Raw genomic sequence first — 21,261 nt, forward strand, 5'->3', positions numbered from 1 at the left:
TTTTATCAAAAACCCGCTAAACACATGCTGCGTGAAGATATAAAAATCTTCTTATATACATCATACCAAAAATCTCCGTGCGCATAATTACATATCTATTTCGCCATTTGTTACTGCTTTGATTTTTTTCAATAGATATGACTTTCCCAATATCGCTGAACAGGTTTCCAAAGCGCCCACCGTGACGCCGAGTATCCCATGCATATACACAGCATGGCCTGCCATATAGAGGTTTTCTATTTTTGTTTTAGGGGATATAAAGGTCTTTAACGGGTCATTTACGTCCTTTTCATGGCCATATAAATTTCCCTTATGCACACCAATGTAATCCCGATAAGATAAGGGTGTTGAGATGTACTGCTGGGCAACACTTTCGCTCAGGCCCGGCACAAAGCCTTTGGCTTTATTCAACAATTGTTGTGCTTTGTTCTCCTTAAATTCATCATAGCTTCTGCCCCGCCAACTAGGGCTCACCACGGTATTGAAACTATGCTCCCATGCTTTCACCTCGTCGAAATGCATATAGGTAAGGATTGTCACCGTATCGGCGTAATCAGGCTCCGCCGGATCTGCCGTCATGGACAGCATAAACATGTTCGGCCAATCTATTTGTTCGTAGCGCGTGGCTCTCCACACGGAAGCGATGCTCGCATGATAATACAGGTTTTGTGCTTGATATGGCAGTTCTTTCGGTTTGAGGACCAGATGTAAACTAAAGCAAGATGTGGTAACTGGCAGGTTCTGAATACGGTCAAAATAGCTGCTTCTGAAATGAGATCTTCCGATGAGCTGCAACGCACGCTTAGGATCGATGTTCATCACAAATAGATCTGCATTAATGCGGTTCCCACATTGTGTGGTCACGCTCGTAATTTTTCCTTGGTCCAACTCCACAGATAAAACTTCCTCCCGTTTGAAAGCCATTCCACCGAGTTTCCGCAATTCTTTAACAAGCAGTTTGCTGATTTGGCTTCCGCCGACTTCGCAACGATATGCACTAAGCAAGTAAGAGTTTACAGCAAGCGCATGCACATAAAAAGGCGTTTTATCGTCATCTCCAGCGTATAAAAAGTTATTCCCAATCAACACCGCACGCAGTGTCTCATTTTTTGTCAACTCCTCCATATAAGCTTTCACGCTCTGCTGCATGACCGCTGATTTATACCCTTCTCCATCTTCTACATAATATAATGGAAAGGCATGGCAGGTATATTGCAAATCTTCAACGTACTGAATAAGCGTATCGCGCTCAGACGGAAAGTAAGCGGCAAGGGCATCTATAAAATCGGCGTAGCCCTGAGCAATGGGATAGCGAATAGGCGTGTCGCCAAATACAACATGGTCAAAAACGACAGGCATCTGCTTGATTTGCAAATGCGGCATAATGCCCAAATAAGAAAAATACTGGTAGAGATTTTGTCCGGGAGCAAGTCCGCCGATGTAGTGTACACCTGTATCAAATAGCTTTTTGTTACGAGCGAAAGTCTGCAGGTTTCCACCAAACTGGTTGTTTTTTTCCAGTACACATACTCGCTTACCCTCTTTCGCTAACGTGACCGCCGTGACCAAGCCACCCAAGCCGCTACCAACGATGACGACATCATACTTCTCTTGATCCGGATTGTTTTTCATAGCGTATCAGCGTCGCATCTAGGCTTACCGATTTCCAGCCCTCGTTTTGTAGCAACGCTTCTTCCTTAAAAGTATATATTTCTTGAAATTTTTCCAATAGAACAATCGGAAAATTTGATAGATCTGCATCAGGATGTACCACCAATAGCTGTGCATCGCACGCCTCCACAGCTGAAAACTTCACCGGCCGTTGCTGCCTCCAATAGATACTCTCCGCGACGGAACGCTTCTCCTCGTCTTGAATAAGTCCCTGAATTTTTCGCAAACCATGTTGCAGCGATAGCAGGTAGTCAAAATGTCCGTAGGTATCCGAGTAGTGGGCAATTTTAATTTGATTGGGAACGAGTGCGCGAAGCGTATGGTAGCACGCCGCATACTGCGCAAAATCTGTCTTTACAGCATCCAAAATATCCTCGTCTTTAAAGTAATACGCGAGTAGTATCCTTTTTTTGAAATAACTAGCATCTTCGATCTTGTAACGCCATTCTGGATATTGATTCCGGAAGTAGCGATTTATACTTTTGGTGCGACTCGCGTAGCCTTTTCCGAAACGTGGATCGTTTGGCGAAATACGTTCACCAATCACGGGATTGAGGGCGCCCCCAAAAATCATGATGTCGCCTTTAGGCAATACATCGCCATTTCCTAATAAATAAACAGGAACTATATCAAGATTAAATTCCTGTGCAAGATAAAATGCTCCTTTATGAAAACGCTTCACCACATTCGTATACGACCGTGTGCCTTCAGGAAATACAATGAGTGAATAGCCTGCTGCTACTTTATCTTTTAAAACATCCTTCCCGTTTTCCAAACCTTGACTTACGGGATAGAAGCCTAAAGCTTTTACAGCTCGGCCAAAAATCGGTGAGTTCCAAACCCAATCATTTACTAAAAAAATTCCTTTCGGGATAAGCATCCCCAACGACAAGGTGTCTAAAAAAGAGCTGTGGTTTGCTATAATTACCGCTGGCTTGCTAAATGATTCGTTGTATGGATTCCAGATCTTATGGGTTGTGCGCGGATCCATATACAAGACGGACTTCATAAAGAGTGCCATTATTTTTCTAAAAGTCTGGTCTTTTCGTTGCGGCGATATGGGCAGAACCATTAAAAGTGTCCGACATAAAAACGAAAGAATTATTGTGCCAACACCATAATACACGAAAAAAATGATCGAAAAAAGTAGCGTTGTGATCGTAAAGGGGGATTTGCCCTGCTTGGCTCTATTTGATATAAAGAAGCGGAACAGGATCGGGTAAAAGACGAAGGTGATGACCACTGCCGCGAAGACGCCGATAAGGGATACCGATGCTATAGATAATAGAGCGGGATGCTTCGCAAATATTAGCGCGCCGATAGCCAGTACCGTCGTCAGTACTGCCAGTAATATAGAGGTTCGGTAGGTTTGCAATTCATCTTCGCCGGTGCTATACTGCTTTTGTAGCGCCGCCGTCATAAAAATGCTAAAGTCGACACCGTGTCCGAAAACAAGCGTGCACACAATGGCACTAAAGATGTTAAACTCCAAACCAAAAAGGCCCATTAGCCCCGCAGTCATCAAACCTGTCAACGCAATAGGGATGGCGCTCAGCAACACCAATTCTACACGGCGGAAAAACACCCAAAGGATAAGTAGTACGGCAATGAAGGAGTAGCCGATAAGCCGATTGAAGTCGTCTCGTAACTGCCCTAAGAACCGTTCATTTAGATTTTGTCGGTCGATAACTAATACATCATTGTTTTTTTCGACTTCTTTTAAGAATGCATCTCGCTTATCAGGTTCTACCTTTACTAAAGTAGATATCGTGTAAAAGCCATCCCGAGCAGCAACAAACTCGCTTGCCCCCAAAAAATTAGTTCCCATCAAGCCATCAAACGTCAGCTTTGGCTGCTTGTTGCTAAGGCGTGCATAGAATTCGTCGTGCATATCTGGTGTGAAGCCATATTGCTGACCGGAGGCAATAAGGTGTGATCGAAGGGTGGAAATCCGCTCTTTTGTCCAAAAAGACTCCCAAACTTGGACATGCTTACGTTGGGAGTCTTCAGAAAGCGGCAAGGCTGTCAAACCCGAATAATTTAATACTTCCCCGGCCTTTTGCGCTGCTGCTAAAGAAAGATGAAGTTGATCGGCCTTCGCGGCTACTTCTTGAAAGCTACCACCAGCGGCCACAAGATAAAGCGACTTGGACGAGGTATTCATGAGGGAATCCAGTTTTGCTTCGACTTTCCGCAAATTTTCAGGCATGTAATTCAATGCCGCTAAGTTGTTATTGTAACCCACTCGGCTGCTTGTAAAGACGCTGACGAGTAATAGCACGATACAGGTCACGATAAGCGGTTTGTTCCGTTCGAACGAAAATGCGGCAATCTTATCGATCAGCGAATTATATCGCAGTTCCTTCTTTGGTCGGTAGAGGTGCGGAATTAACAGCAATGTAAATAGGGAAGATGAGAAAATGCAGATCGATGCGAATATGCCGAGATCAATAAGTGCCGACGAGTGAACAAAAAGCAGGCAGATAAAGGCTACTGCATTGGTGGCGCCGCTCATCAACAATGGCCGTGTCAGCTCCTTGTATAGCGCCTTGACATCTGCAGATTTCTTGAAATGCGTAAGCACATGCAGGGTATAATCGATCGTAATTCCCACCAGCACGGCGGCGATACTTAGTGATATTGCAGAGATAACAGGTTTATATAAGTACAGGCAGGCCAATGCAAAGGCGACGGAAAAAATTGTTGGTATAAATACCAGGATAGGGATGTATATCTTTCTGTAGAAAAACACCAATAAGACCATAAGAACAGCCGTAGATATGAGTACTGTCGTGGTAATATCATGTTTGATTTGTTTGGCATTTGCCACGGCGACAAAGGTGGAACCATAGTAAGCTATGGATTGTCCCTCAAATTTCCTTTCTAGGCTTTCTCGAAGTGACTCGAGGAAGGTCACAAACTTTGTATTGTGCTCCGTGTCGGCACCTTGAAAAATAGGGTCTAGAAAGAGCAAAATTTTACTGCTGTCTTTGCTGGCCACGTAGCCATCAAGAAGGATAAAATGTTCGCCTATACCTTGGCGTCTTAGCTTTTCCAACGCCAAAAAGCCTACCCCCAAGGGATCTTTTTGTACAAAGCGCCCTGTGACGAAGCCTGTAGGCGATATTAAGGCGCGATAGTTTGCCGCCGTCCGGTGCGCTATGGAGTCGGGTTGTAAACGCCCTTCTATCGTCAGATACGTTGCTGTATCTAAGAAAAACGGCAGATTTCGGTATAAAAAATCGTAGCTTTCTTCCATCTCATCTTGGCCGACTTTTCCCGAGATACCTTTCACAAACGTGCTATCGTTCGATAAGGAATCTACGAACAAGCCTGCCATCGCTGAAAGGTTGTTGGTATGCGATAAAGGGAGCCTTTCGAAAATGACCGTAATTTTATCGGAAAAATTGAGTTGTTTCAACGCTCTGGAAAGATCGTCCGAATCTTCATTTTTTGGAAGTATCTGCGTGATATCTTCTTCAAAGCGAATCTGCGCAGCCAATAGGCTGCAGCCCATCAAAAAGACAAGCGCACAAATCCCGGAAAGAACCTTACGCCGTTGTACGGCTGCATAAATATGGTAAAATACCTTCTCCATTATCGGCTTGAAATCGTACGTTGCTGATTAACACGCATGAAAAAATAGCTGGAGAAGCCGATCAATAAGGACATGCCCGCGGCCAATAAGATGCTGCCAACGATGTATTGCCAAAGGTGGGATTTCACGGTGTCCAATGTGATGCGATCCAAATCCAACGTAGTGTCGGATGGGTAAAGTAAACCGCCAACAAGCAATGAAGCATAAATAACGACAGGAATAAATGGAGCAAAGCTGATATTGGAGAAAGCGAACGCCAATACTTTATTTAATCGTAAAAATACCGCCAATGTGATGGTGAGTGCCGTTTGGAAGCCCCATACAGGAGCAATACCCATAAAAACACCAAGGCCTATTGAAAGCGCCTTCTTCTCTGGGGAGTCCTGACTTCCCAAAATATTCTGTTTAATAAAATCTTTTAGATTTTTTTTTTTGAAGTTTCTAAAAAAGTTACGCGGAAGAATGTAGAAAAAGGTTAAAAAAACCAGCACGGTGTTCAAGATGCTAATACGCGTAAAATCCTTGAAAGGCCGAAAATGTGAAACACGTTCTGCAGGATCATAGAGCACTTGGATAGGAATATTCTTCACCTCAATACCACGCCAGGCCGCCCGCACGATGACCTCTATTTCAAACTCAAATTTATTGGTATAGAACTTCTTGGAAATAGCATGCAGTGGGTATGCACGAAATCCCGATTGCGTATCTGTAAGTTTTATTCCTGTCTCGAACCAAAACCAAAAATTTGAAAATCGATTGCCAAAGCTGCTTTTACGTGGAACCGAGTCGTGATTCATATTTCGGCTACCAATTAATAGTACAGGTTCTGTGGCCTGTTGTAGTGCGTCGTGAAACGCAGGAATATCTGCCGGAAAGTGCTGCCCGTCAGAATCTATACTAATGGCGTAATCGTACCCCTCTTTTCGCGCGCGTGCGATAGCCGCCCGTAAAGCGGCTCCTTTTCCCTTGTTCTGCGTAAACGCAATGACATCCAACTGCTTGTACCGAAGAAGAATATTAGCGGTGTTATCTGTAGAACCATCATTGACGACAATAATATTATCTGTGAAAGAAAGAATACCATCCAAAACGCGCGTAAGCGTTTTCTCATTATTATAGGTAGGTACAATAATGACAACAGCTTGCTCTTTCTTGGATTCTATTACCACTCCCTCGCTCATCAGATACGCTATTTCGTTAATTTTTGACCATCTTCTGCGGTAAAAAACGTGGATTGCTTAGCATAACGCTTGATTATAGACTTTACTTCCACAGTTTGTGCGGCATAATGAGCTAATATCAATTGTTTGTCTTCCTGCATATTCATTTTATACTTCAGAATTTTAGGAGAATTTTCTTGTACGGCTAGCCGTATCAAACGAAGCTCTATATTGTTCGGTGCTGATTTTATAGCCCCTTCCAATGTCCTTATCCCCTGCGCTACCATCGCGCGCTTTTCGGAACGTTCCTGTTCATACCGCGCCTTCAGCGTAAGCGAAGCGCCCTTGTACCCAATAAGCAACGGATCTGTTTCGCGATAGCTGTGCAGCGAATTGTATAGGTTGTCTGTTGCTGCTTTGGATCCCTTCGCTTCTTCAAAGTTCTTCCTTACAGCAGTTAAGTCTACCGCCCCACTCGATACCATCATTAGAAAAGCTATCAATATCGTTTTCATGGCTATGCTTCCTTATTTCTGTAGACATTTGTCAATTTCAATGCCACAGTATCGCCAAAGGTGGTCACGTTTTTTACCTTTAATGTACCATCATCTCCTTCGCTAAGATCTAGCTCCAAGCGCAACAGCGGATTGTGTTCCGGATTAATGAGCGCCATAAATTTAACGTTGGAAGATTTGCTTAAAAATAGCGGCCGGTTTACAATATGTTCACTGAGCTCTTTTATAATATGCATCATACATACTCCCGGCGTTACTGGATTTCCGGGAAAATGACCTTGAAAAATAGCATGATGCGGATTTAGACGCACTGATGCCACATGCTTACCCGCTTCTTGCTCGACAAATTGCTCAATTTCATAGAATCCTTGTAGTAAACTCATGCTTTGCGTTTTATAAATTACTTTGTTTCCTGTCTAATTCAAAATCCAGTGTGATAGGATATTTGCTATGCGTAACGTGGATACTTTTTGCAATACGTTGCTCCACGTTTAAAAAGGCTACCTTAAATCGTTCTTTGCCATTTTTCGTTTGCAAGATCTGCGCCACGTGTCTCTCCTGTAGGGTATAATAGCTATCGCCTACCACATACACCGGAAAATGCTGCTTGTCCATAAACAAAAGTGCTGACTCTGCGTAGCGGCGAGTTGTCAACGTTCGAAAGATATCAGCCACCTCATTCAAAAGCAACTTCTTATTCATGTCAGGCATCACATAATGCACATCATACCGCTCAGGATAGATGCTCATATCAAAAAGTGTCTGACCGAAATCGCTTACCAAAGCAATTCGGTGCGTTTCTGGCGATACTGCTTCTATTAATAAATTTCCGTTTTGCGCTTGCTTAAACGCCTGCATCTTGAATCGGTACACATAGGTTTGTGTAGTGTCTAAGTAGAAGTTGTTTAACTCTTGTTGCGTCGATTCACGCATACCTACGGCATTTGGAAATTTAAATGTCGCACAGGAGCTTGACAAAACAAGAAGGGCTACACTATAAATTAAAAACCGCATCATCAATTGTTGTATTTATTTTTCGATTTTTTAAAACAAAGCGCGTATAGTCATTCGAAGGTTCTATCAGTTTTACCTCTTCTACCTGCTCATCCTTTGTGGAGAATAAAAGCTCGATTTCTTTTACGTATTTTTTCGCGTCATTCATTTTCGGACGTAGTTTGACCATGTCTGCATTACCTTTCTTGAAATACGTTACGACAAACTCTTTTTCATCGTAGCCACTCCCCTTCATACTGGAAGAGATTAACTTACTGATTTTTTCAAATTGCTTGCTATTGCCAAGGTCGAGTGTTTTCTTATCCCCTTGATCATTGATAAAAATTTTCCCGTCTTTAAACACCATTTTGTACTGAAACGGGCTGACATAAGCCCAACTTAGTTTATTTGGTTGCTTCACGTATACCTTCCCTGCAGATTCCACAGGCTTCTTCATAAAGCTCATATGCTTATACTGAATGAAATCAGCAGACAAACTTTTCACCTCGGCCGTCTTCTTAAGCTTTTGCTGAAAAGTGTTTACCTCCGACGCGGTCATCTGTCGTGTCTGTGCACTCAGAAAAAATGGAGCGATAAATAGAAAAAAATAAAATACGCTAGTCTTCATACAGTTGCAAATTTAACAAATCATCCACAGAAACACAGGCATAACCTTCAGCTTTCAAATACATCATGAGCTTCGATAATGCGTAAACAGTGCGCTGCGACGTATCGTGCAATAAAATAATATCGCCAGAGCGAACCTTCGACTTCACTCGTTCATAGATTTTTTCCCCATCAGCAATAACGGTGTCCAAAGAACGATTGCTCCAGCCGATAACCTGCTTATTCAGTAATTCGACTGCTTTTGCGACCGAAGGATTAGTGACGCCAAATGGTGGGCGGAATAAGGCGGGCGTATGGCCCACTAACTTCGCCATAATGGCATCACATTTTTTTATATCATCGATTATCTGCTCTGCGTTTAAAAAGCCAAAACGCTGCGGATGGCTGTAGGTATGGTTTCCAATACTATGTCCCTCATTCAGAATCTGTTTAAAAATATCGGGATGTTGCTTGATCTGCTGGCCTATACAAAAAAAAGTAGCTTTTGCTTTGTAAAGGGCTAAAAGATGGAGGATTTCGCTCGTGTAAAGCGATGGACCATCGTCGAATGTTAATGCAACTACCTTTTTCGGTGGATTTTTTTTTCGGAATTTCGTTGCGATGAAGTAACCTAAACGGATGTCGAAAGCGCCCCATGCCGTGACAGCAAGTGCCAATGAAATCGTGGTAATGAACACCCACCATATTCCCGACGCTATTCCATAAATAAAAGCAACTCCATTAGAAATGACGAAAAAGGGAAATAGAACCCTATGCCTTAGCATGATCGTAGAAGTACCAAGGAGTGGTCTTCACCTCGAAACTGATTGTAAAGCAACACGTTTCGAAGGGGCCTGTCTAACGTCACTTGATTTCGTTGAATAATTGCTGGTATAATCTGCTCCCTTATCAGTTTGGCGGCTGTTGCTACTGCAAAAGCGGAGCTGGTGTCACACTGCCCGATAAGGTGTTTGTAGTAAATGGAGGGGATTGACGGGAAAATGCATTCAAAAATATCATACCATCCATCAAATTCCTTATCACCATTATAGCCCAGTACAAGCGCATCTATATCACCAGCATGCAAGCCATTCCGTTCTAAAAACTCCTTTGTGAACGCAGCAAGATCTCCTTGCGATAATTTATTTTGAAGATTGATATCCTGAACTTCGCAATAAGAATATGCCGTTTTCTGTTGTGACAGCGTGAAAAATGTGGCGGACTCCGCGTAATTTGCTCCTGGACTGTTGCTATCATGAATCGTTTCATGCACATCCGATGGCTTAATATGTCCCACAAGCTGCAAAAGACGAAAGGTATGATCTGAGACCTCGTCCACCCCACCTACTAAAATATCAGTGGCTTCCGCATCTTGCAGCTGCATGGAAGCGTCTAACAATGCAGATTCAAAAGATACCGAACGGTTGACATAAGTAAAATTATAACCTTTGCACCCTAAACGTAAAGCAATTTGAGCCGCTACCGTATTATGCGTGGACTGAATGAAAGCAGTAGGCGTCAAAAACTCTTCATCGTTATCCAGTATGTTTCGCAGAAACTTTTCCGAGTCTTCGGAACATCCTAACCCCGTACCTGTGATAATCGCGTCAGGGATATCGATTTGCGCTTCATCAAGTGCTTGCTGCGCAGCATATATCCCCATTTTGATTCCTCTTGACATGCGTCGCGCCATAGCTGGACTAATCAGCTCTCTATAGGATGGCTGCTGTGCGGCATTAACAGCTTGCTGTAAGGGCTGCGATTCGGTAAAAAAATCTGTTCGCCATATTCCTTGCGCTGTCACCGCTCCTATTCCGTTGATGTATCTACTTTTTTTCACGCCTTTGAAAAGATTAAGGATGAACAATTACCGCCAAAACCGAATGAGTTGGATAATACATTCGTCAAGCTCGCTTGGCACACTTCTGTTTGCGGAGAAAAATCAAGCTCTTCCATCTGTGTCTTGAAATTAAGGTTTGGAAAAATGATTTGCTTCTGTAGTGCTAATACACAGAAAACAGCCTCGATAGCAGCGGCGGCGGCCAATGTATGCCCGGTAAAAGCCTTCGTCGAGCTGAAGAGCGGCATATTGGCTGAGAAAATACGTTGTAAGGCTCGTCCTTCCGAAAGGTCATTGTTGGGCGTTGCTGTGCCATGCGCATTCACGTAATCGATGTCCGAGGGAGCCAAATCCGCAACGGTAAGCGCTTTTCGCATAGCTAAAAACGCCCCTTCCCCATCTTCCGAGGATGCCGTCTGATGAAATGCATCGTTTGCATTGCCATAACCAGTCAGGTAAGCCAATGGCTTACGATGCTCTCTCTGCACAACATCTTCTGATTCCAACACAAGATAAGCGGCAGCCTCTCCTAAGTTTAGGCCCTTACGATTTTGGTCGAAAGGCTGGCATAGCTCATCGGTCAAGATCATCAAGGTCTTAAAACCATTGATTGTAAATTTGCTCAATGCATCAGTTCCACCAACAACTACCCGATCCAACCGACCGCTTTTTATCAAGCGTGCCCCCATCATGATGGCATTAGCGGCCGATGAGCAGGCTGTACTTATTGTCGTCACCAAACCTTGAATTCCCAAATAGTCTGCAATTTTGTGGGAAGAGTCGCCAGCATCATGCGTCGTGATGTAGGGGTACAAGGCCGGATTTTCCAAGTAATCGTAGAAGTAACGTTCTGTATAATCCATTCCTCCTACACTTGTGGAGGAGATGAGACCAGTCTTGTAAGCGCCCATATCGCAACCTCCCAAAGCGTCTACTGCTGCTTTTGCGGCATAGCAACCGAGCATCGCCGTTCGCGTGTAATTATGGCCTGCCGGTAGATGCAAAAGATCGGCAAGCTCCGTATTGGAATATTTAATTTCCCCTACCCAAATACGTTCTTTCTGCTTGGTCTCTACATTTTTAATACGAGATATGCCATGTGTACCAGATAATAGTGCATGTTGGCTCTCTTCGATAGTTTTTCCTATCGACGAAATTATCCCTATTCCAGTGATGGCAACGCCCGCTACCGCCATTACTTGGTACGATTTTCTGCGATGTAGGCCGCCATGGTATCAATCGATTGAAAGATTGATTTACCCTGCTTCGGATCAGATAACTTGATGCCGTATTCTTTATCCATCAACACGATCAACTCCAATGCGTCAATAGAATCTAAACCCAAGCCTTCGCCGAATAATGGGTCGCTATCGGCAATATCAGCAACAGCGATATCTTCAAGATTCAACACTTCAATGATCTTCCCTTTTAATTCTTCTTTTAACTCTGCCATTTCTAATCTATAAATAATGTCATTCGGCTGTGGAATAACCGATTTAAATCGGCCTATTCAAACAGCTTTTTAATATTTTCTGCGCTGTGTTTATTTGTCCCTTTAGGGGAAACAATATACAAAACAGCATCATACTTTTCTTCAAAAAATTCGACCCAGCCACATAGCACACGCTTTGCCTTCCCTGATTTTAGCAGGTACTCGGTGTATGATCGCGCGGTATTAATGGGGTAGTCTTCGGCAATAAAGAAAGCATTTTCCGTTTGCAATCCATGCCGTATGCTTATCTCGCCGGCACATATATTCGCTAATGTATACACGAATGTTGCAGGGCTCGGATAGTATTCTTGTTCATTTTGGATAGATTCCTGATGGCGTACATCGGTATCCAAGCTTCCAGATCGATTTGCCAAAACCAAAGCCAAATCATCTATAGGCTGCCCCTCTAGCAGATATTCCGCCGCTAGTACAGCAAGTTTACTGAGGGAGTCCATTTTAAAAAACTTTGGATATTCCGGGTTTATCTGTCGGAAAGCCTGTTTGGAAAATTCCGCAAACAGTGAGTCATCGGAAGAAAAACGCGGCACTGTATCTACGACAATGCTATTCGCGCGCACGATACACACTTTTTCTATGTAAGTTTCTTCTACCATGTCTTTTCGATCAGTATTGCGGCGTTACTCCCGCCAAAACCAGAAGCTGTTTTCAACACACGTCTAACCGTTTTTTTCGTTATCCGTTCGACAACGTTGAGCGGTTGGGACGTCCCTAATTTTTCAAAGCCTAACGTAGGAATTAATACCCCTTCCTGCATACTTTTTAGCGTGATCACTGTTTCCAGTAGGCCAGAAGCACCAAGGGTGTGACCAAAATATCCTTTTAAGCTGTTTAGAGGAACCGTTGATAGTCCTAAACGATTAAAAGCGATGCTTTCCATTTCGTCATTATAGGCTGTTGCTGTACCATGTGCCGCAATAAATTCTATTGCATCAGCCTCTACATTCGCTTCTTCCAGTGCGGCCTGAACACTTCTAAACAAGCCTTCACCTGTACGGGATGGACCAGAAATATGGTTCGCATCATTGATTGCCCCTTCGCCGAGGATTTTAAACATACTTGAATCACGCGATAGGAATAAACATGCCCCTGCTTCCCCCAATGAAACGCCAGCGCGATCTGCATCAAAAGGCTTACAAGGAAATGGGCTTACTGCTTGAAACGCTTGAAATCCCGACAGCACAAATGCGCTCAATTCGTCACCGGCCAAAACAATAGCTTCGTCATATTGATCCATTTGGATCAGCCTTTTCGCCACAGAAATAGCTAGGACGCCTGAAACGCAAGCGTGTGAAACCAAGATCGGTTCCGTCACTATGCCGGCTTTTACCGACAGCTTCTTTGCCAATCGATAAAGTTCAGCCTCCTTTTTTTTGCCACTTTCTAAATAGCTGATATTCCCTTTTGTGGATGACAATACCAATGCCGTCCGTCGCGAGGGTTTGTGATTGTTTAAAATGGGAGCCATAACCTGCGACAATATATACTCCAACCGGGTTTCTTCACTTGCCTCGTCCACTGCAATCGTAGAAAAATCGATCTTCGACGCGTACACTTCGCTTAGAAACCCAATATTATGGGCTTTGATTCCGCCATTGCCTGCCAAAATCGATGCCCAGTTCGCCTCAGCATCCTCCCCCAATGCGGTGAAGCAATTGAAATCATGGATATATACGGCGCTTCCAAAACTCAAAGCAAACCCACCTTTCTTTTCCAGTCGCCAATAAAGTCCGGCGTATTTAAAACCAAGTTATTATCGTGATCCAAAAATACTTGTACGGTTTCCCCTTGACAAACCAAGTCATTCTGCTCATTAAAAATTTGATAGGAAAAAATCAACTTAGCCGCTGGGGTATCGAAGAAAGAAGTTACAATACGCGCTTGCTCTCCATAGCGAAGTGGTAATTTATGCTCGCAGGTAGATTTTACGATGGGGGTCGTGTAGCCCATCCGCTGAACGGTCAGATAGTCTATCCCGTATTTCTTTCCGAATGCCTCGCGACCTTGTTCAAAATATAAAATGTAATGCCCATGCCAAACTATACCTAAGGAGTCTACCTCACTAAAGCGCACGGGAATGGTAACGCTTTCCGTCAACGCAGTTTTTACATTATATGGTTTTCTTCTTTTTATCATAGGTTACGGCAATAAGTAGGGTCAGTACGAAAAACGAAAATAGTAAAATTATGGCAGGAAAGATTGATGTTAAACCACCTTGCCGGAGTAGGACATCGTAAAAGGCACCCAAACCCCAATTCATTGGCGATAACACGGCGAGCTTCTGCATAATTGAAGGCATTAAAAATACAGGCACCCAAACACCACCAAAAGCAGCCAAAACTACGGTAAGCGTGGCTCCAAACGGAGCAGATTGCTCTTGCGTGCTTGCTATTGTACCAATTAATATACCTAAACCCACAGCAGCTAAACCGCTAAAGAGCGCAATAAGACTTAGTAAGAAAAATTGACCCTCTACCAGGAAGGGATGCAGCCCGATATATGGAAAAACGTAAATGCCGACAAGTAGCATCAGATAAAACTGTATCAGGCTTATTAAAACATAGCTAACCGTCTTCCCACATAGAAAAAGTGCATAGGACGTTGGGCTCGTTCTGAGACGTACCATCGTTCCCTGAGATTTTTCCTTCACAATATTGATGGAAAGGGGGACAACAATAAAAAAAATAGCAAAAAGAGCCCAAGCTGGTACGTTATGTTGAGCAGCAGTGGGAATGGTTTTAACATCATCTTCAGCATCGGTAACTTCCTTGAACGAGATGAATTGCTGTTCCTGAAAATGCGTATGATCACTCTCGCCCAGCTCATTCTGAAAGGTACTATAGATCGACTGTGACTCAATGTTAGACACCATCTTGTCGATGGACATCTTAACCGCCGTTTTAAAGGAAGCCTGCGTTGCCGGATCAAAGTATAGCTTGATTTCTTTTGCTACTACCGCCCTAGGCTTTGCTACAGTACTATCAGCGCTGAAATCAAACTCCGCTAAGATTTTATCGACGTTTTGCTTGACGTGTACATGCAGGTCTTTGCTTAAATTCTGCGGCAAAACAATTGCTAGCTGATAAACCCCCTCATGTACGAGCTGTTTTGCAACCGACTCTTCGATGGGTTTTCCATCCAGTATGGTTACCAAAGATAAATTTTCATCTTCACTAAAGTCTTCTTGGATGCGTTTAGCGATATCCCCGCCGTCATTATCAACCAACAGCACTTCCATACGACTGCCTAAAAGCGAATCGAAGGAGCCGCTCTGTACCATAGTAACCGCCAAAAGAAGGATCATGGGCATAACGAAAAGAATCACAATACCACCGGCATCGCGCGCTAACAAAAGCATTTCTTTGCGGATAGACATAAGGAACTTAGACATCGCGAAAGCCCTTTCCCGTAAGATCGATAAACACATCTTCCAAACTCTTCGCCCCGGGAATAGATGAGATCAAGCTATCTGGCGTACCGATACGCCACAATTGCCCGGATTCGATGATCCCCACACGGGTACAGAATTCCTGCGCTTCCATCAAATGATGGGATGTGTAAACTATAGTTGTTCCATTTTCATTCAGCCTTTGGAGGTAGTCCATAATAGCTTTTTTTGAATGAACATCTACACCAACGGTTGGTTCGTCCAAAAAAAGCACGGCAGGCTTGTGCAGTACGGCTGCGAGTAGGTTGACCCTTCTTTTCATCCCTCCAGAAAAAGTCTCTACTCTTTTATTGCTATGCGCGGTAAGTCCCAAGCTTTCAAGGGCATGATCAACATCTGTCGACAAATGCCTTCCCTTAAGGCCATACATAGCACCGAAATACATTAAATTTTCCTTCGCTGTTAACGATGGATACAATGCAAAGTCCTGCGGTACTATGCCTATTGATGCTTTAAGCTGTGTCGCAGATTTCCCATAGGAGAATCCCTGGATCGTAAATGAACCATAACTCGGGCTGATCAAACCACAAAGAATAGAGATAAGGGTTGTTTTTCCGGCACCATTGGGTCCCAATAGCCCAAAAACTTCGCCGCGAAAGATATCTAAGCTTAAGCTTTCCAAGGCGAAACTGTCGGCACCGCGGTACTTTTTAGAAAGTTTGTCGATATGTATAACGGCCTCGCTCAAACTGCCTTTCTCAATTTTTTGAAAAACGCTTCCTCTAAATCTGCCAAATGCAGCAAATCATTGGAAAGCTTGTTGTATACATCGTCCTGATTGCTTCTGTTTTTATACACGCGAGAAGCGGCTACAGCAAAGTCCCGCCACAAATCACCAATATTTGTCATTTCCTGCGAAAGCACCGTCAAAGCAGGCTTGTTTATCTTTTGGCCAGCTTCCTGCAAAAATGCTGAATATATATAGCGAAAGCCGCCACCACCTGTTCCGATTTCTTCCTGCATACGTACCATTTGTGCCAAATAGTAGTTCGCCTTTTTTACCCCTACTTTTTTCGGCCAGTTTCTGATGGCACGAGCCACCATGCGCATACCGCGAACGCCGATGATCGGTACCGGCGCTAACATGTCGCTGCAGGTCTTTTTTATGGCTTTTGTTATAGCCTTTTCCCAGTCTATCTCCGCTGGAATATATATCGGGTAATACATATGACCCTTTGGTGCGAGTACTCCTTTAGCAAAACGGACTTTCTCCAATTCCGCTTCCGTAAGCGTGTGCACCTCTTCCATTGTCGGGTCGCTAATCAGGTAGTTTCCATTTTCCTTCCCATAGACCACAAGATTATGGGCATTAAAATGAAAACGGTAGTCTTCCGGGAAATACGGGAGATGGTAAACCCCTACCTGCAAGCCACTGGGGATATTATTGGCCAGGTTCTCATCCAGCGCTTGCTGCGCCTTTTTTTTGTCAGAGAATTTGAGCCTTTTGATCTTAAGTCCTAATCTTTTTGCCAAGCGGTTGAAAATCCAGCCCGGAGCAGGGCGATAGCTTAAACCTGGAGCGTGATTGACCTTTAGAAAGGGTAGATACACGTAGAAAAGTCCAGATCCGATACCGAAAACCATGGGTTCACTAATAGGAAGCCCTTTATTTTTAAGTAGATTGGATGCAACGCCGTTTTCACAATGCGCCGTTATTTGGTGTTCAAAATTCAGTTGCATTAATCGCCTTTATAATTTCTTAATTCTTCTATACTAATATCGAATGTGTCCGCATATTTAGCAAGCATTCGATCATTCAATTTGTGGAATACGGACGGCTTAGCATGGCGTCTCACGCGCCATTTCCAAAACCCGGTATAATCGGACAACAACTGCCAGTCCATACGTCGCAGCTCCATAAAATATACGATAGGGCTTACCAAACCGTCGCGCACATCTTGCTGAGCTTTGTCAATACGTTCCTGCAGCACGAGCATTGTTTGATCTTGAACAACAGTTTTTGCATCCCAGCCCGTGCTCAACTGCGTGGTATATTGCCCATCTTCATCAAGCGCATAATAGAGCTCCCTCGATCCTTTTTCAAACACCCGCCCATTGTCTTGAGGTACTTCTGATTTTTTCATCGCTATTACTGCTTTTTTAAATATAAATTTATCTCTGCTGTCGACAGTAACTCACTTTCTTGCCTTGCCTGAACGACCATCGTGCAAATGGAGTAATCATCGCCATCAAATTTGGATGTCAGCGTTGACTCGGTTAAAATCCTTTGGCCAACTAACGGTAGTTTTAGAATGGTCATGTTTTTCACTCCGGAGATAAACCCTATGATTCTCTTGTCAGAAATCGGGTCATAGTCCGCGCTGTAAAAGCGCTGCCCAACAATGGAAGAACAGGTTTGTGCCATGTTTTCCATTAAACCCACTTCTTGGAAAAAACCGTCTTCCAAAAAAATATTATCCGACTGAACAACAAAGCTGCAGACCACATGGTTTTCTGAAATATCCAAAATAGAATCAACCATAAGCATGGGCGGCCTATGCGGAAGAAAATCCTCGATATGAATAAGGGTATTGTATACGTATTCAGCCATTATGTTCCTGCGATTACCGTCTTCATTTGCGATTTGGCAATGATCACTTCATCTAATTTAGTAATTATTTCCACTAAAGTGACACCCATAAATTCCTGAAGGATTTGTACATCCGTGTAAATTCGCTGTCCCACTGCGGGCAAAGCTAAAATCTCCACCTGCTGCATGGCGCCTATATACCCTACAGGAGCTGTGTCGCCGCGCAAGTAATATCCATAGCCCGTGTGCAATGCTACAGATTGCGCCATATGTTCCAATAAACCGCTCTCCACCAATACGTTTTCCTCTACCAGTATATTGGCGGCTTCGACCAGAAAACTTGAGGTAAGATCAGATTCGGAATACGATTCCAAACTAGATACCATCACCATGGGTGGGCGCTGCGGAATAAGGTTTAGGAGCGTAGGCCCGGTCAACGGCAAGCTCATCAGCAAACAGTTAGGTAAGCGTAAGCATACGTAAATCTGGCACTCTCTGGTACACACAACATGATATGTTGCCCTTTTCTCAATTTGCCACTGCGGAAAAGCTCCTCCAACACCAAATACACTGATCCAGCGCCAACATTGCCCACATCACGCAAATTCATGTACCATTTACTCCGCTCTATCTCAATACCTGCCTCGGCAAAGCCTTGGTATAAGCCGTCCACAAAATATTGTGACGATACATGTGGTAATAGGTAGTCAATATCTGAAGGGCTTATGCCATTTTTTTCCATGGCCAGTTTCATGCTATCGACACCCTTGGCTAGGATATGCTTATCTAACAGCTTGGTATCCTGCTTCACTGCAAATATCGATTTCGACAGCCATTCCTCTGAGGTATAGTCAGAAAACGATTTCAAGGAACCATCTTCGGTTTTATCGCCCCCGGCATACATACACACCTCCAATTCATGAGCGTAAGAGTACCCCTCCATCCAGTCAATCCGAAGAGACATCTCACCTTTCGGCTCATTCTCTAAAAGGAAAGCTCCCGCTCCATCAGAAAGCATCCACCTCAAAAAATCTTTATTAAAGCCGATAATGGGCTGTTGCTCCAATTGCTTTAGATTTTCTACTTCTTTGTTAAAATGATCCGCAACCATCCATGAAGACATTCTCTCCGAACCTGTACAAACGGCGTTTTTAGTATTCCCAGATTTTACGGATAGAAAGCCAAATTTCAGTGCATTCATTCCTGCACAGCAGTTTCCTGCGGCAGAGTTTACTTCCACATTTCGATTTCCCAGAACACCGTGAACCATGACAGCGTGCGACGGCATTAAATAATCCGGTGAAGATGTGCCGCAGGATAGTAATTCCATATCTGTAGCTTTAAATTCTTCATCAAACAGCGCCTTGATCGCTTCTGCGGTCAATTCTGCATTTGTATGCGTGGGTTCGCCGGCTTCTGTTAGTGCATAGTAGCGGGTTTTTATACCGTTATTGCGCAGTACAATTCGTCTGGCCTTAGATTCGCGGTCATTTATCTTCCCCAAAAAAGCTTCCATGCCATCATTATCAACAGGAGCGTTAGGTAGAAATTTCGCTATTTTATTTATGTAAACTTCGTTCATTTTAAATTCCTTCGTAATGCTGTCTTTCCCTTCTGTACTTCAAAAAGTATAAAAGTGGATAAAGTAACAGCTCTATGAGATAAACTATCGGGGAAATTCCATAGATGGCAAACACCACATAGTATTTAAATAGGCTGATCAGGCGACGTCTTTTTTTCGGGTTTTTGAGAATTAGGGAAGACCAAATTTTAAACATTCTGTTCCCTTTTTGATCCATGGAGACCAAAAAAAACCGATAATCTATCGCGCCCAGTTGCACCAACTGCTTTTGCAAACCTTCAAAAATACCTTTTTTTAGGAATGTTAATACTACTTTCCCGTATTTATCTGCACCCTGTATTTCTATTTCGGAAACGCCTGGCTTCGGAAAAACACCGTAAGCCTTTCTTTTTTTCCCGGAAAACATCCAATCTACAATCGTAATAACAGATACGAGATTATGATGGCGGTCTGTCAAGGCAATGTTGCCAACCAGCAGCGCTTCGTTATCCTGCAGTAATATCTTAATCTTATCTTGCGCTAAAGCCCACATATTTCGGCTTCCGCTCACGGTCACTACCGGCCGGTTTGTCAGCATCTGCTTTGCGTAGCCACTTTTCAAAAATGAATTAATAGGAATAGACGGCGTCAAATACCAAACTTGGTAATGAAGAATAACCAGATCATAGGATGTTTCAAGGAAGTGGGCCGCGGGCGGATGTATTTCCTCTGGAAGTTGGGCAAATGTTTCTGGGAAGGTATTGAAAAACGCATCAGATGTCCACGGGAAAGGAAAGCGATGCACCATTTTTATTTCATAAAAGTCTACCTCCACAGTCGAATCCGCAAGGAAAGGTTTCGCAATAGATTTTGCAATCTCTTCAAGTTGTCCAGATTGGGAAAAATAAATAAAAAGCACCCTTTTCATTGTTCTTTTTTACTTGCTCCTATTCGATGACCAAAAATCGAAAAAGTTAAACCACTGTAGTGGGTATCGTTCTAACATTTGCTCCACACTAACTCGGTAGGCATCTAGATAAGACTGTGGATCTCTACGCTTTACGTCCTCGGCGCGCCGTGCATACAGATGATAATGTAAATTCTTTTCTTTCATCACATACACAAAGATTACCGGCACGGCTAAACGGGAAGCAATGTGAAAAGGGCCTGCCGGAAACGATGCTTCCTTACCCAAAAAGCTACTTTCCAGTGTCTTCATGCCTTCGAAATATCGATCGCCGGTGAAACATATCAGCTCATTGTTAGACAAAGCATCAGCAATTTCAAACACGTGAGACATATCGTTTTTGATATTGATAAATTTCACCGATGATTCGCCGTTTATACCTTGCAGATAATCTTTGATGATCGTCCGCTCTTGATCAACCGTCACCAAATTGATTTGGAAATTAAAATCAATGTCGGCGAAGAATTTATCGGCTATTTCAAAGTTGCCAACGTGCGCCGATATTAAAATACCACCACGCTTGTCATCCAGCGCATCCTTTAATGTTTCAATACCATCAAACTCGTATGTAAAGTGATTCCTTAGTCCTGCGGAAATAGCCACTTTGTCAATAATGGTCTGACCAAACACAAAATACACCCGATAAACAGAGCAAAATGCAGTCCAAAAACCGTAGCCCCGGCGGTGGCGAAGGTAATAGTATACAGCTCGGAAACTTTTGGGATTAAAGAGAAAATAATAAAGGGAAACGAAGAGCAGGAGTGCATATGCAGCCCTGACACCTACCTTTTTTATGAGAAATACAAATATCTTATAGCCTAGGAGTGTTCCTTTAGATTTTCCGTCCCATTGGCTCATTGTA

23 protein-coding genes are annotated in these 21,261 nt (G+C 43.4%); all 23 read right to left on the reverse strand.

The features are described 5' to 3' along the window. Positions 1-87 precede the first annotated feature (87 nt). The 23 genes from DI53_RS06545 to DI53_RS06655 are packed head-to-tail and all read right to left on the reverse strand — an operon-like array spanning position 88 to position 21,257. Positions 88-1,632: a phytoene desaturase family protein gene (locus tag DI53_RS06545; RefSeq protein WP_037496918.1), complete on the reverse strand. Its 1,545-nt coding sequence runs from the start codon at positions 1,630-1,632 to the stop codon at positions 88-90. Beyond that, the gene (locus DI53_RS06550; RefSeq protein WP_037496920.1) at positions 1,601-5,269 is read right to left on the reverse strand and encodes a 1-acyl-sn-glycerol-3-phosphate acyltransferase; all 3,669 of its coding nucleotides are present in this window, start codon (positions 5,267-5,269) and stop codon (positions 1,601-1,603) included. Before DI53_RS06550 ends, DI53_RS06545 begins: the two co-directional genes overlap by 32 nt. Continuing rightward, positions 5,269-6,450, reverse strand: a complete 1,182-nt coding sequence (locus tag DI53_RS06555; protein WP_037496922.1) for a DUF2062 domain-containing protein — start codon at positions 6,448-6,450, stop codon at positions 5,269-5,271. The genes DI53_RS06550 and DI53_RS06555 overlap by 1 nt, the downstream gene beginning before the upstream one ends. Before the next feature lie 8 nt (positions 6,451-6,458). Further along, the gene (locus tag DI53_RS06560) at positions 6,459-6,944 is read right to left on the reverse strand and encodes a hypothetical protein (RefSeq protein WP_037496924.1); all 486 of its coding nucleotides are present in this window, start codon (positions 6,942-6,944) and stop codon (positions 6,459-6,461) included. Positions 6,945-6,946: 2 nt separating this feature from the next. Further along, the gene (locus DI53_RS06565; RefSeq protein ID WP_037496927.1) at positions 6,947-7,327 is read right to left on the reverse strand and encodes an ApeI family dehydratase; all 381 of its coding nucleotides are present in this window, start codon (positions 7,325-7,327) and stop codon (positions 6,947-6,949) included. 10 nt (positions 7,328-7,337) lie between these two features. After that, entirely contained in the window at positions 7,338-7,961 is a 624-nt protein-coding gene (gene lolB2 / locus DI53_RS06570; RefSeq protein ID WP_037496930.1) for a flexirubin biosynthesis protein LolB2, read from the reverse strand. Further along, positions 7,939-8,565: a flexirubin biosynthesis/transport protein LolA2 gene (gene lolA2 / locus DI53_RS06575; RefSeq protein WP_037496933.1), complete on the reverse strand. Its 627-nt coding sequence runs from the start codon at positions 8,563-8,565 to the stop codon at positions 7,939-7,941. The genes lolB2 and lolA2 overlap by 23 nt, the downstream gene beginning before the upstream one ends. Then, positions 8,555-9,328 carry a polysaccharide deacetylase family protein gene (locus DI53_RS06580; protein WP_037496936.1) on the reverse strand — a complete coding sequence of 258 codons (774 nt, stop codon included), beginning with the start codon at positions 9,326-9,328 and terminating at the stop codon, positions 8,555-8,557. The genes lolA2 and DI53_RS06580 overlap by 11 nt, the downstream gene beginning before the upstream one ends. Further along, the gene (locus tag DI53_RS06585) at positions 9,322-10,383 is read right to left on the reverse strand and encodes a beta-ketoacyl synthase N-terminal-like domain-containing protein (protein ID WP_037496938.1); all 1,062 of its coding nucleotides are present in this window, start codon (positions 10,381-10,383) and stop codon (positions 9,322-9,324) included. Before DI53_RS06585 ends, DI53_RS06580 begins: the two co-directional genes overlap by 7 nt. Continuing rightward, entirely contained in the window at positions 10,380-11,579 is a 1,200-nt protein-coding gene (locus DI53_RS06590) for a beta-ketoacyl-[acyl-carrier-protein] synthase family protein (RefSeq protein WP_037496941.1), read from the reverse strand. The genes DI53_RS06585 and DI53_RS06590 overlap by 4 nt, the downstream gene beginning before the upstream one ends. Beyond that, positions 11,579-11,836, reverse strand: a complete 258-nt coding sequence (locus DI53_RS06595) for a phosphopantetheine-binding protein (protein WP_037496944.1) — start codon at positions 11,834-11,836, stop codon at positions 11,579-11,581. The genes DI53_RS06590 and DI53_RS06595 overlap by 1 nt, the downstream gene beginning before the upstream one ends. A 53-nt stretch (positions 11,837-11,889) precedes the next feature. Then, on the reverse strand, positions 11,890-12,489 hold the full coding sequence (locus DI53_RS06600) for a beta-ketoacyl-[acyl-carrier-protein] synthase family protein (RefSeq protein ID WP_037496946.1): 600 nt from the start codon (positions 12,487-12,489) through the stop codon (positions 11,890-11,892). Continuing rightward, positions 12,483-13,586, reverse strand: coding sequence for a beta-ketoacyl synthase N-terminal-like domain-containing protein (locus DI53_RS06605; protein ID WP_037496948.1), 1,104 nt, complete (start codon positions 13,584-13,586; stop codon positions 12,483-12,485). Before DI53_RS06605 ends, DI53_RS06600 begins: the two co-directional genes overlap by 7 nt. Beyond that, entirely contained in the window at positions 13,583-14,029 is a 447-nt protein-coding gene (locus DI53_RS06610) for an acyl-CoA thioesterase (protein ID WP_037496951.1), read from the reverse strand. Before DI53_RS06610 ends, DI53_RS06605 begins: the two co-directional genes overlap by 4 nt. Beyond that, a complete protein-coding gene (locus DI53_RS06615) occupies positions 14,004-15,284 on the reverse strand; it encodes an ABC transporter permease (protein ID WP_037496954.1) in 1,281 nt (426 codons plus the stop codon). The genes DI53_RS06610 and DI53_RS06615 overlap by 26 nt, the downstream gene beginning before the upstream one ends. Beyond that, a complete protein-coding gene (locus DI53_RS06620) occupies positions 15,277-16,029 on the reverse strand; it encodes an ABC transporter ATP-binding protein (RefSeq protein WP_037496957.1) in 753 nt (250 codons plus the stop codon). The genes DI53_RS06615 and DI53_RS06620 overlap by 8 nt, the downstream gene beginning before the upstream one ends. Continuing rightward, complete coding sequence (darH, locus tag DI53_RS06625; RefSeq protein ID WP_037496960.1) at positions 16,026-17,021, reverse strand: BtrH-related acyltransferase DarH; 996 nt, start codon at positions 17,019-17,021, stop codon at positions 16,026-16,028. The genes DI53_RS06620 and darH overlap by 4 nt, the downstream gene beginning before the upstream one ends. Then, entirely contained in the window at positions 17,021-17,425 is a 405-nt protein-coding gene (DarG, locus tag DI53_RS06630; protein ID WP_037496962.1) for a flexirubin biosynthesis protein DarG, read from the reverse strand. The genes darH and DarG overlap by 1 nt, the downstream gene beginning before the upstream one ends. 5 nt (positions 17,426-17,430) lie before the next feature. Beyond that, positions 17,431-17,892 (reverse strand): hotdog family protein, encoded by a 462-nt coding sequence (locus tag DI53_RS06635; protein ID WP_037496965.1) that lies wholly within the window; start codon positions 17,890-17,892, stop codon positions 17,431-17,433. Then, on the reverse strand, positions 17,892-18,320 hold the full coding sequence (locus tag DI53_RS06640) for a hotdog family protein (protein ID WP_037496968.1): 429 nt from the start codon (positions 18,318-18,320) through the stop codon (positions 17,892-17,894). Before DI53_RS06640 ends, DI53_RS06635 begins: the two co-directional genes overlap by 1 nt. Continuing rightward, entirely contained in the window at positions 18,320-19,453 is a 1,134-nt protein-coding gene (darB, locus tag DI53_RS06645; RefSeq protein ID WP_037496971.1) for a dialkylresorcinol biosynthesis protein DarB, read from the reverse strand. The genes DI53_RS06640 and darB overlap by 1 nt, the downstream gene beginning before the upstream one ends. Position 19,454: 1 nt before the next feature. Continuing rightward, a complete protein-coding gene (locus DI53_RS06650) occupies positions 19,455-20,360 on the reverse strand; it encodes a hypothetical protein (protein ID WP_037496973.1) in 906 nt (301 codons plus the stop codon). A 9-nt stretch (positions 20,361-20,369) separates the two neighbouring features. Then, positions 20,370-21,257, reverse strand: a complete 888-nt coding sequence (locus DI53_RS06655; protein ID WP_037496975.1) for an LpxL/LpxP family acyltransferase — start codon at positions 21,255-21,257, stop codon at positions 20,370-20,372. Positions 21,258-21,261 lie beyond the last annotated feature (4 nt).

The sequence above is a fragment of the Sphingobacterium deserti genome, assembly GCF_000757725.1.
GTDB classification, from domain to species: Bacteria; Bacteroidota; Bacteroidia; order Sphingobacteriales; family Sphingobacteriaceae; genus Sphingobacterium; species Sphingobacterium deserti.

Bases quoted from the DNA above. Each gene is read 5' to 3' on its own strand.
- DI53_RS06560 (WP_037496924.1), bottom strand. From the start codon at position 6,944: ATGAAAACGATATTGATAGCTTTTCTAATGATGGTATCGAGTGGGGCG.
- DI53_RS06595 (WP_037496944.1), bottom strand. From the start codon at position 11,836: ATGGCAGAGTTAAAAGAAGAATTAAAAGGGAAGATCATTGAAGTGTTG.
- DI53_RS06610 (WP_037496951.1), bottom strand. From the start codon at position 14,029: ATGATAAAAAGAAGAAAACCATATAATGTAAAAACTGCGTTGACGGAA.
- lolB2 (WP_037496930.1), bottom strand. From the start codon at position 7,961: ATGATGCGGTTTTTAATTTATAGTGTAGCCCTTCTTGTTTTGTCAAGC.
- DI53_RS06650 (WP_037496973.1), bottom strand. From the start codon at position 20,360: ATGAAAAGGGTGCTTTTTATTTATTTTTCCCAATCTGGACAACTTGAA.
- DI53_RS06555 (WP_037496922.1), bottom strand. From the start codon at position 6,450: ATGAGCGAGGGAGTGGTAATAGAATCCAAGAAAGAGCAAGCTGTTGTC.
- DI53_RS06655 (WP_037496975.1), bottom strand. From the start codon at position 21,257: ATGAGCCAATGGGACGGAAAATCTAAAGGAACACTCCTAGGCTATAAG.
- lolA2 (WP_037496933.1), bottom strand. From the start codon at position 8,565: ATGAAGACTAGCGTATTTTATTTTTTTCTATTTATCGCTCCATTTTTT.
- DI53_RS06550 (WP_037496920.1), bottom strand. From the start codon at position 5,269: ATGGAGAAGGTATTTTACCATATTTATGCAGCCGTACAACGGCGTAAG.
- darH (WP_037496960.1), bottom strand. From the start codon at position 17,021: ATGCAACTGAATTTTGAACACCAAATAACGGCGCATTGTGAAAACGGC.
- DI53_RS06565 (WP_037496927.1), bottom strand. From the start codon at position 7,327: ATGAGTTTACTACAAGGATTCTATGAAATTGAGCAATTTGTCGAGCAA.
- DI53_RS06635 (WP_037496965.1), bottom strand. From the start codon at position 17,892: ATGGCTGAATACGTATACAATACCCTTATTCATATCGAGGATTTTCTT.
- DarG (WP_037496962.1), bottom strand. From the start codon at position 17,425: ATGAAAAAATCAGAAGTACCTCAAGACAATGGGCGGGTGTTTGAAAAA.
- DI53_RS06640 (WP_037496968.1), bottom strand. From the start codon at position 18,320: ATGAGCTTGCCGTTGACCGGGCCTACGCTCCTAAACCTTATTCCGCAG.
- DI53_RS06615 (WP_037496954.1), bottom strand. From the start codon at position 15,284: ATGTCTAAGTTCCTTATGTCTATCCGCAAAGAAATGCTTTTGTTAGCG.
- DI53_RS06590 (WP_037496941.1), bottom strand. From the start codon at position 11,579: ATGGCGGTAGCGGGCGTTGCCATCACTGGAATAGGGATAATTTCGTCG.
- darB (WP_037496971.1), bottom strand. From the start codon at position 19,453: ATGAACGAAGTTTACATAAATAAAATAGCGAAATTTCTACCTAACGCT.
- DI53_RS06545 (WP_037496918.1), bottom strand. From the start codon at position 1,632: ATGAAAAACAATCCGGATCAAGAGAAGTATGATGTCGTCATCGTTGGT.
- DI53_RS06580 (WP_037496936.1), bottom strand. From the start codon at position 9,328: ATGCTAAGGCATAGGGTTCTATTTCCCTTTTTCGTCATTTCTAATGGA.
- DI53_RS06600 (WP_037496946.1), bottom strand. From the start codon at position 12,489: ATGGTAGAAGAAACTTACATAGAAAAAGTGTGTATCGTGCGCGCGAAT.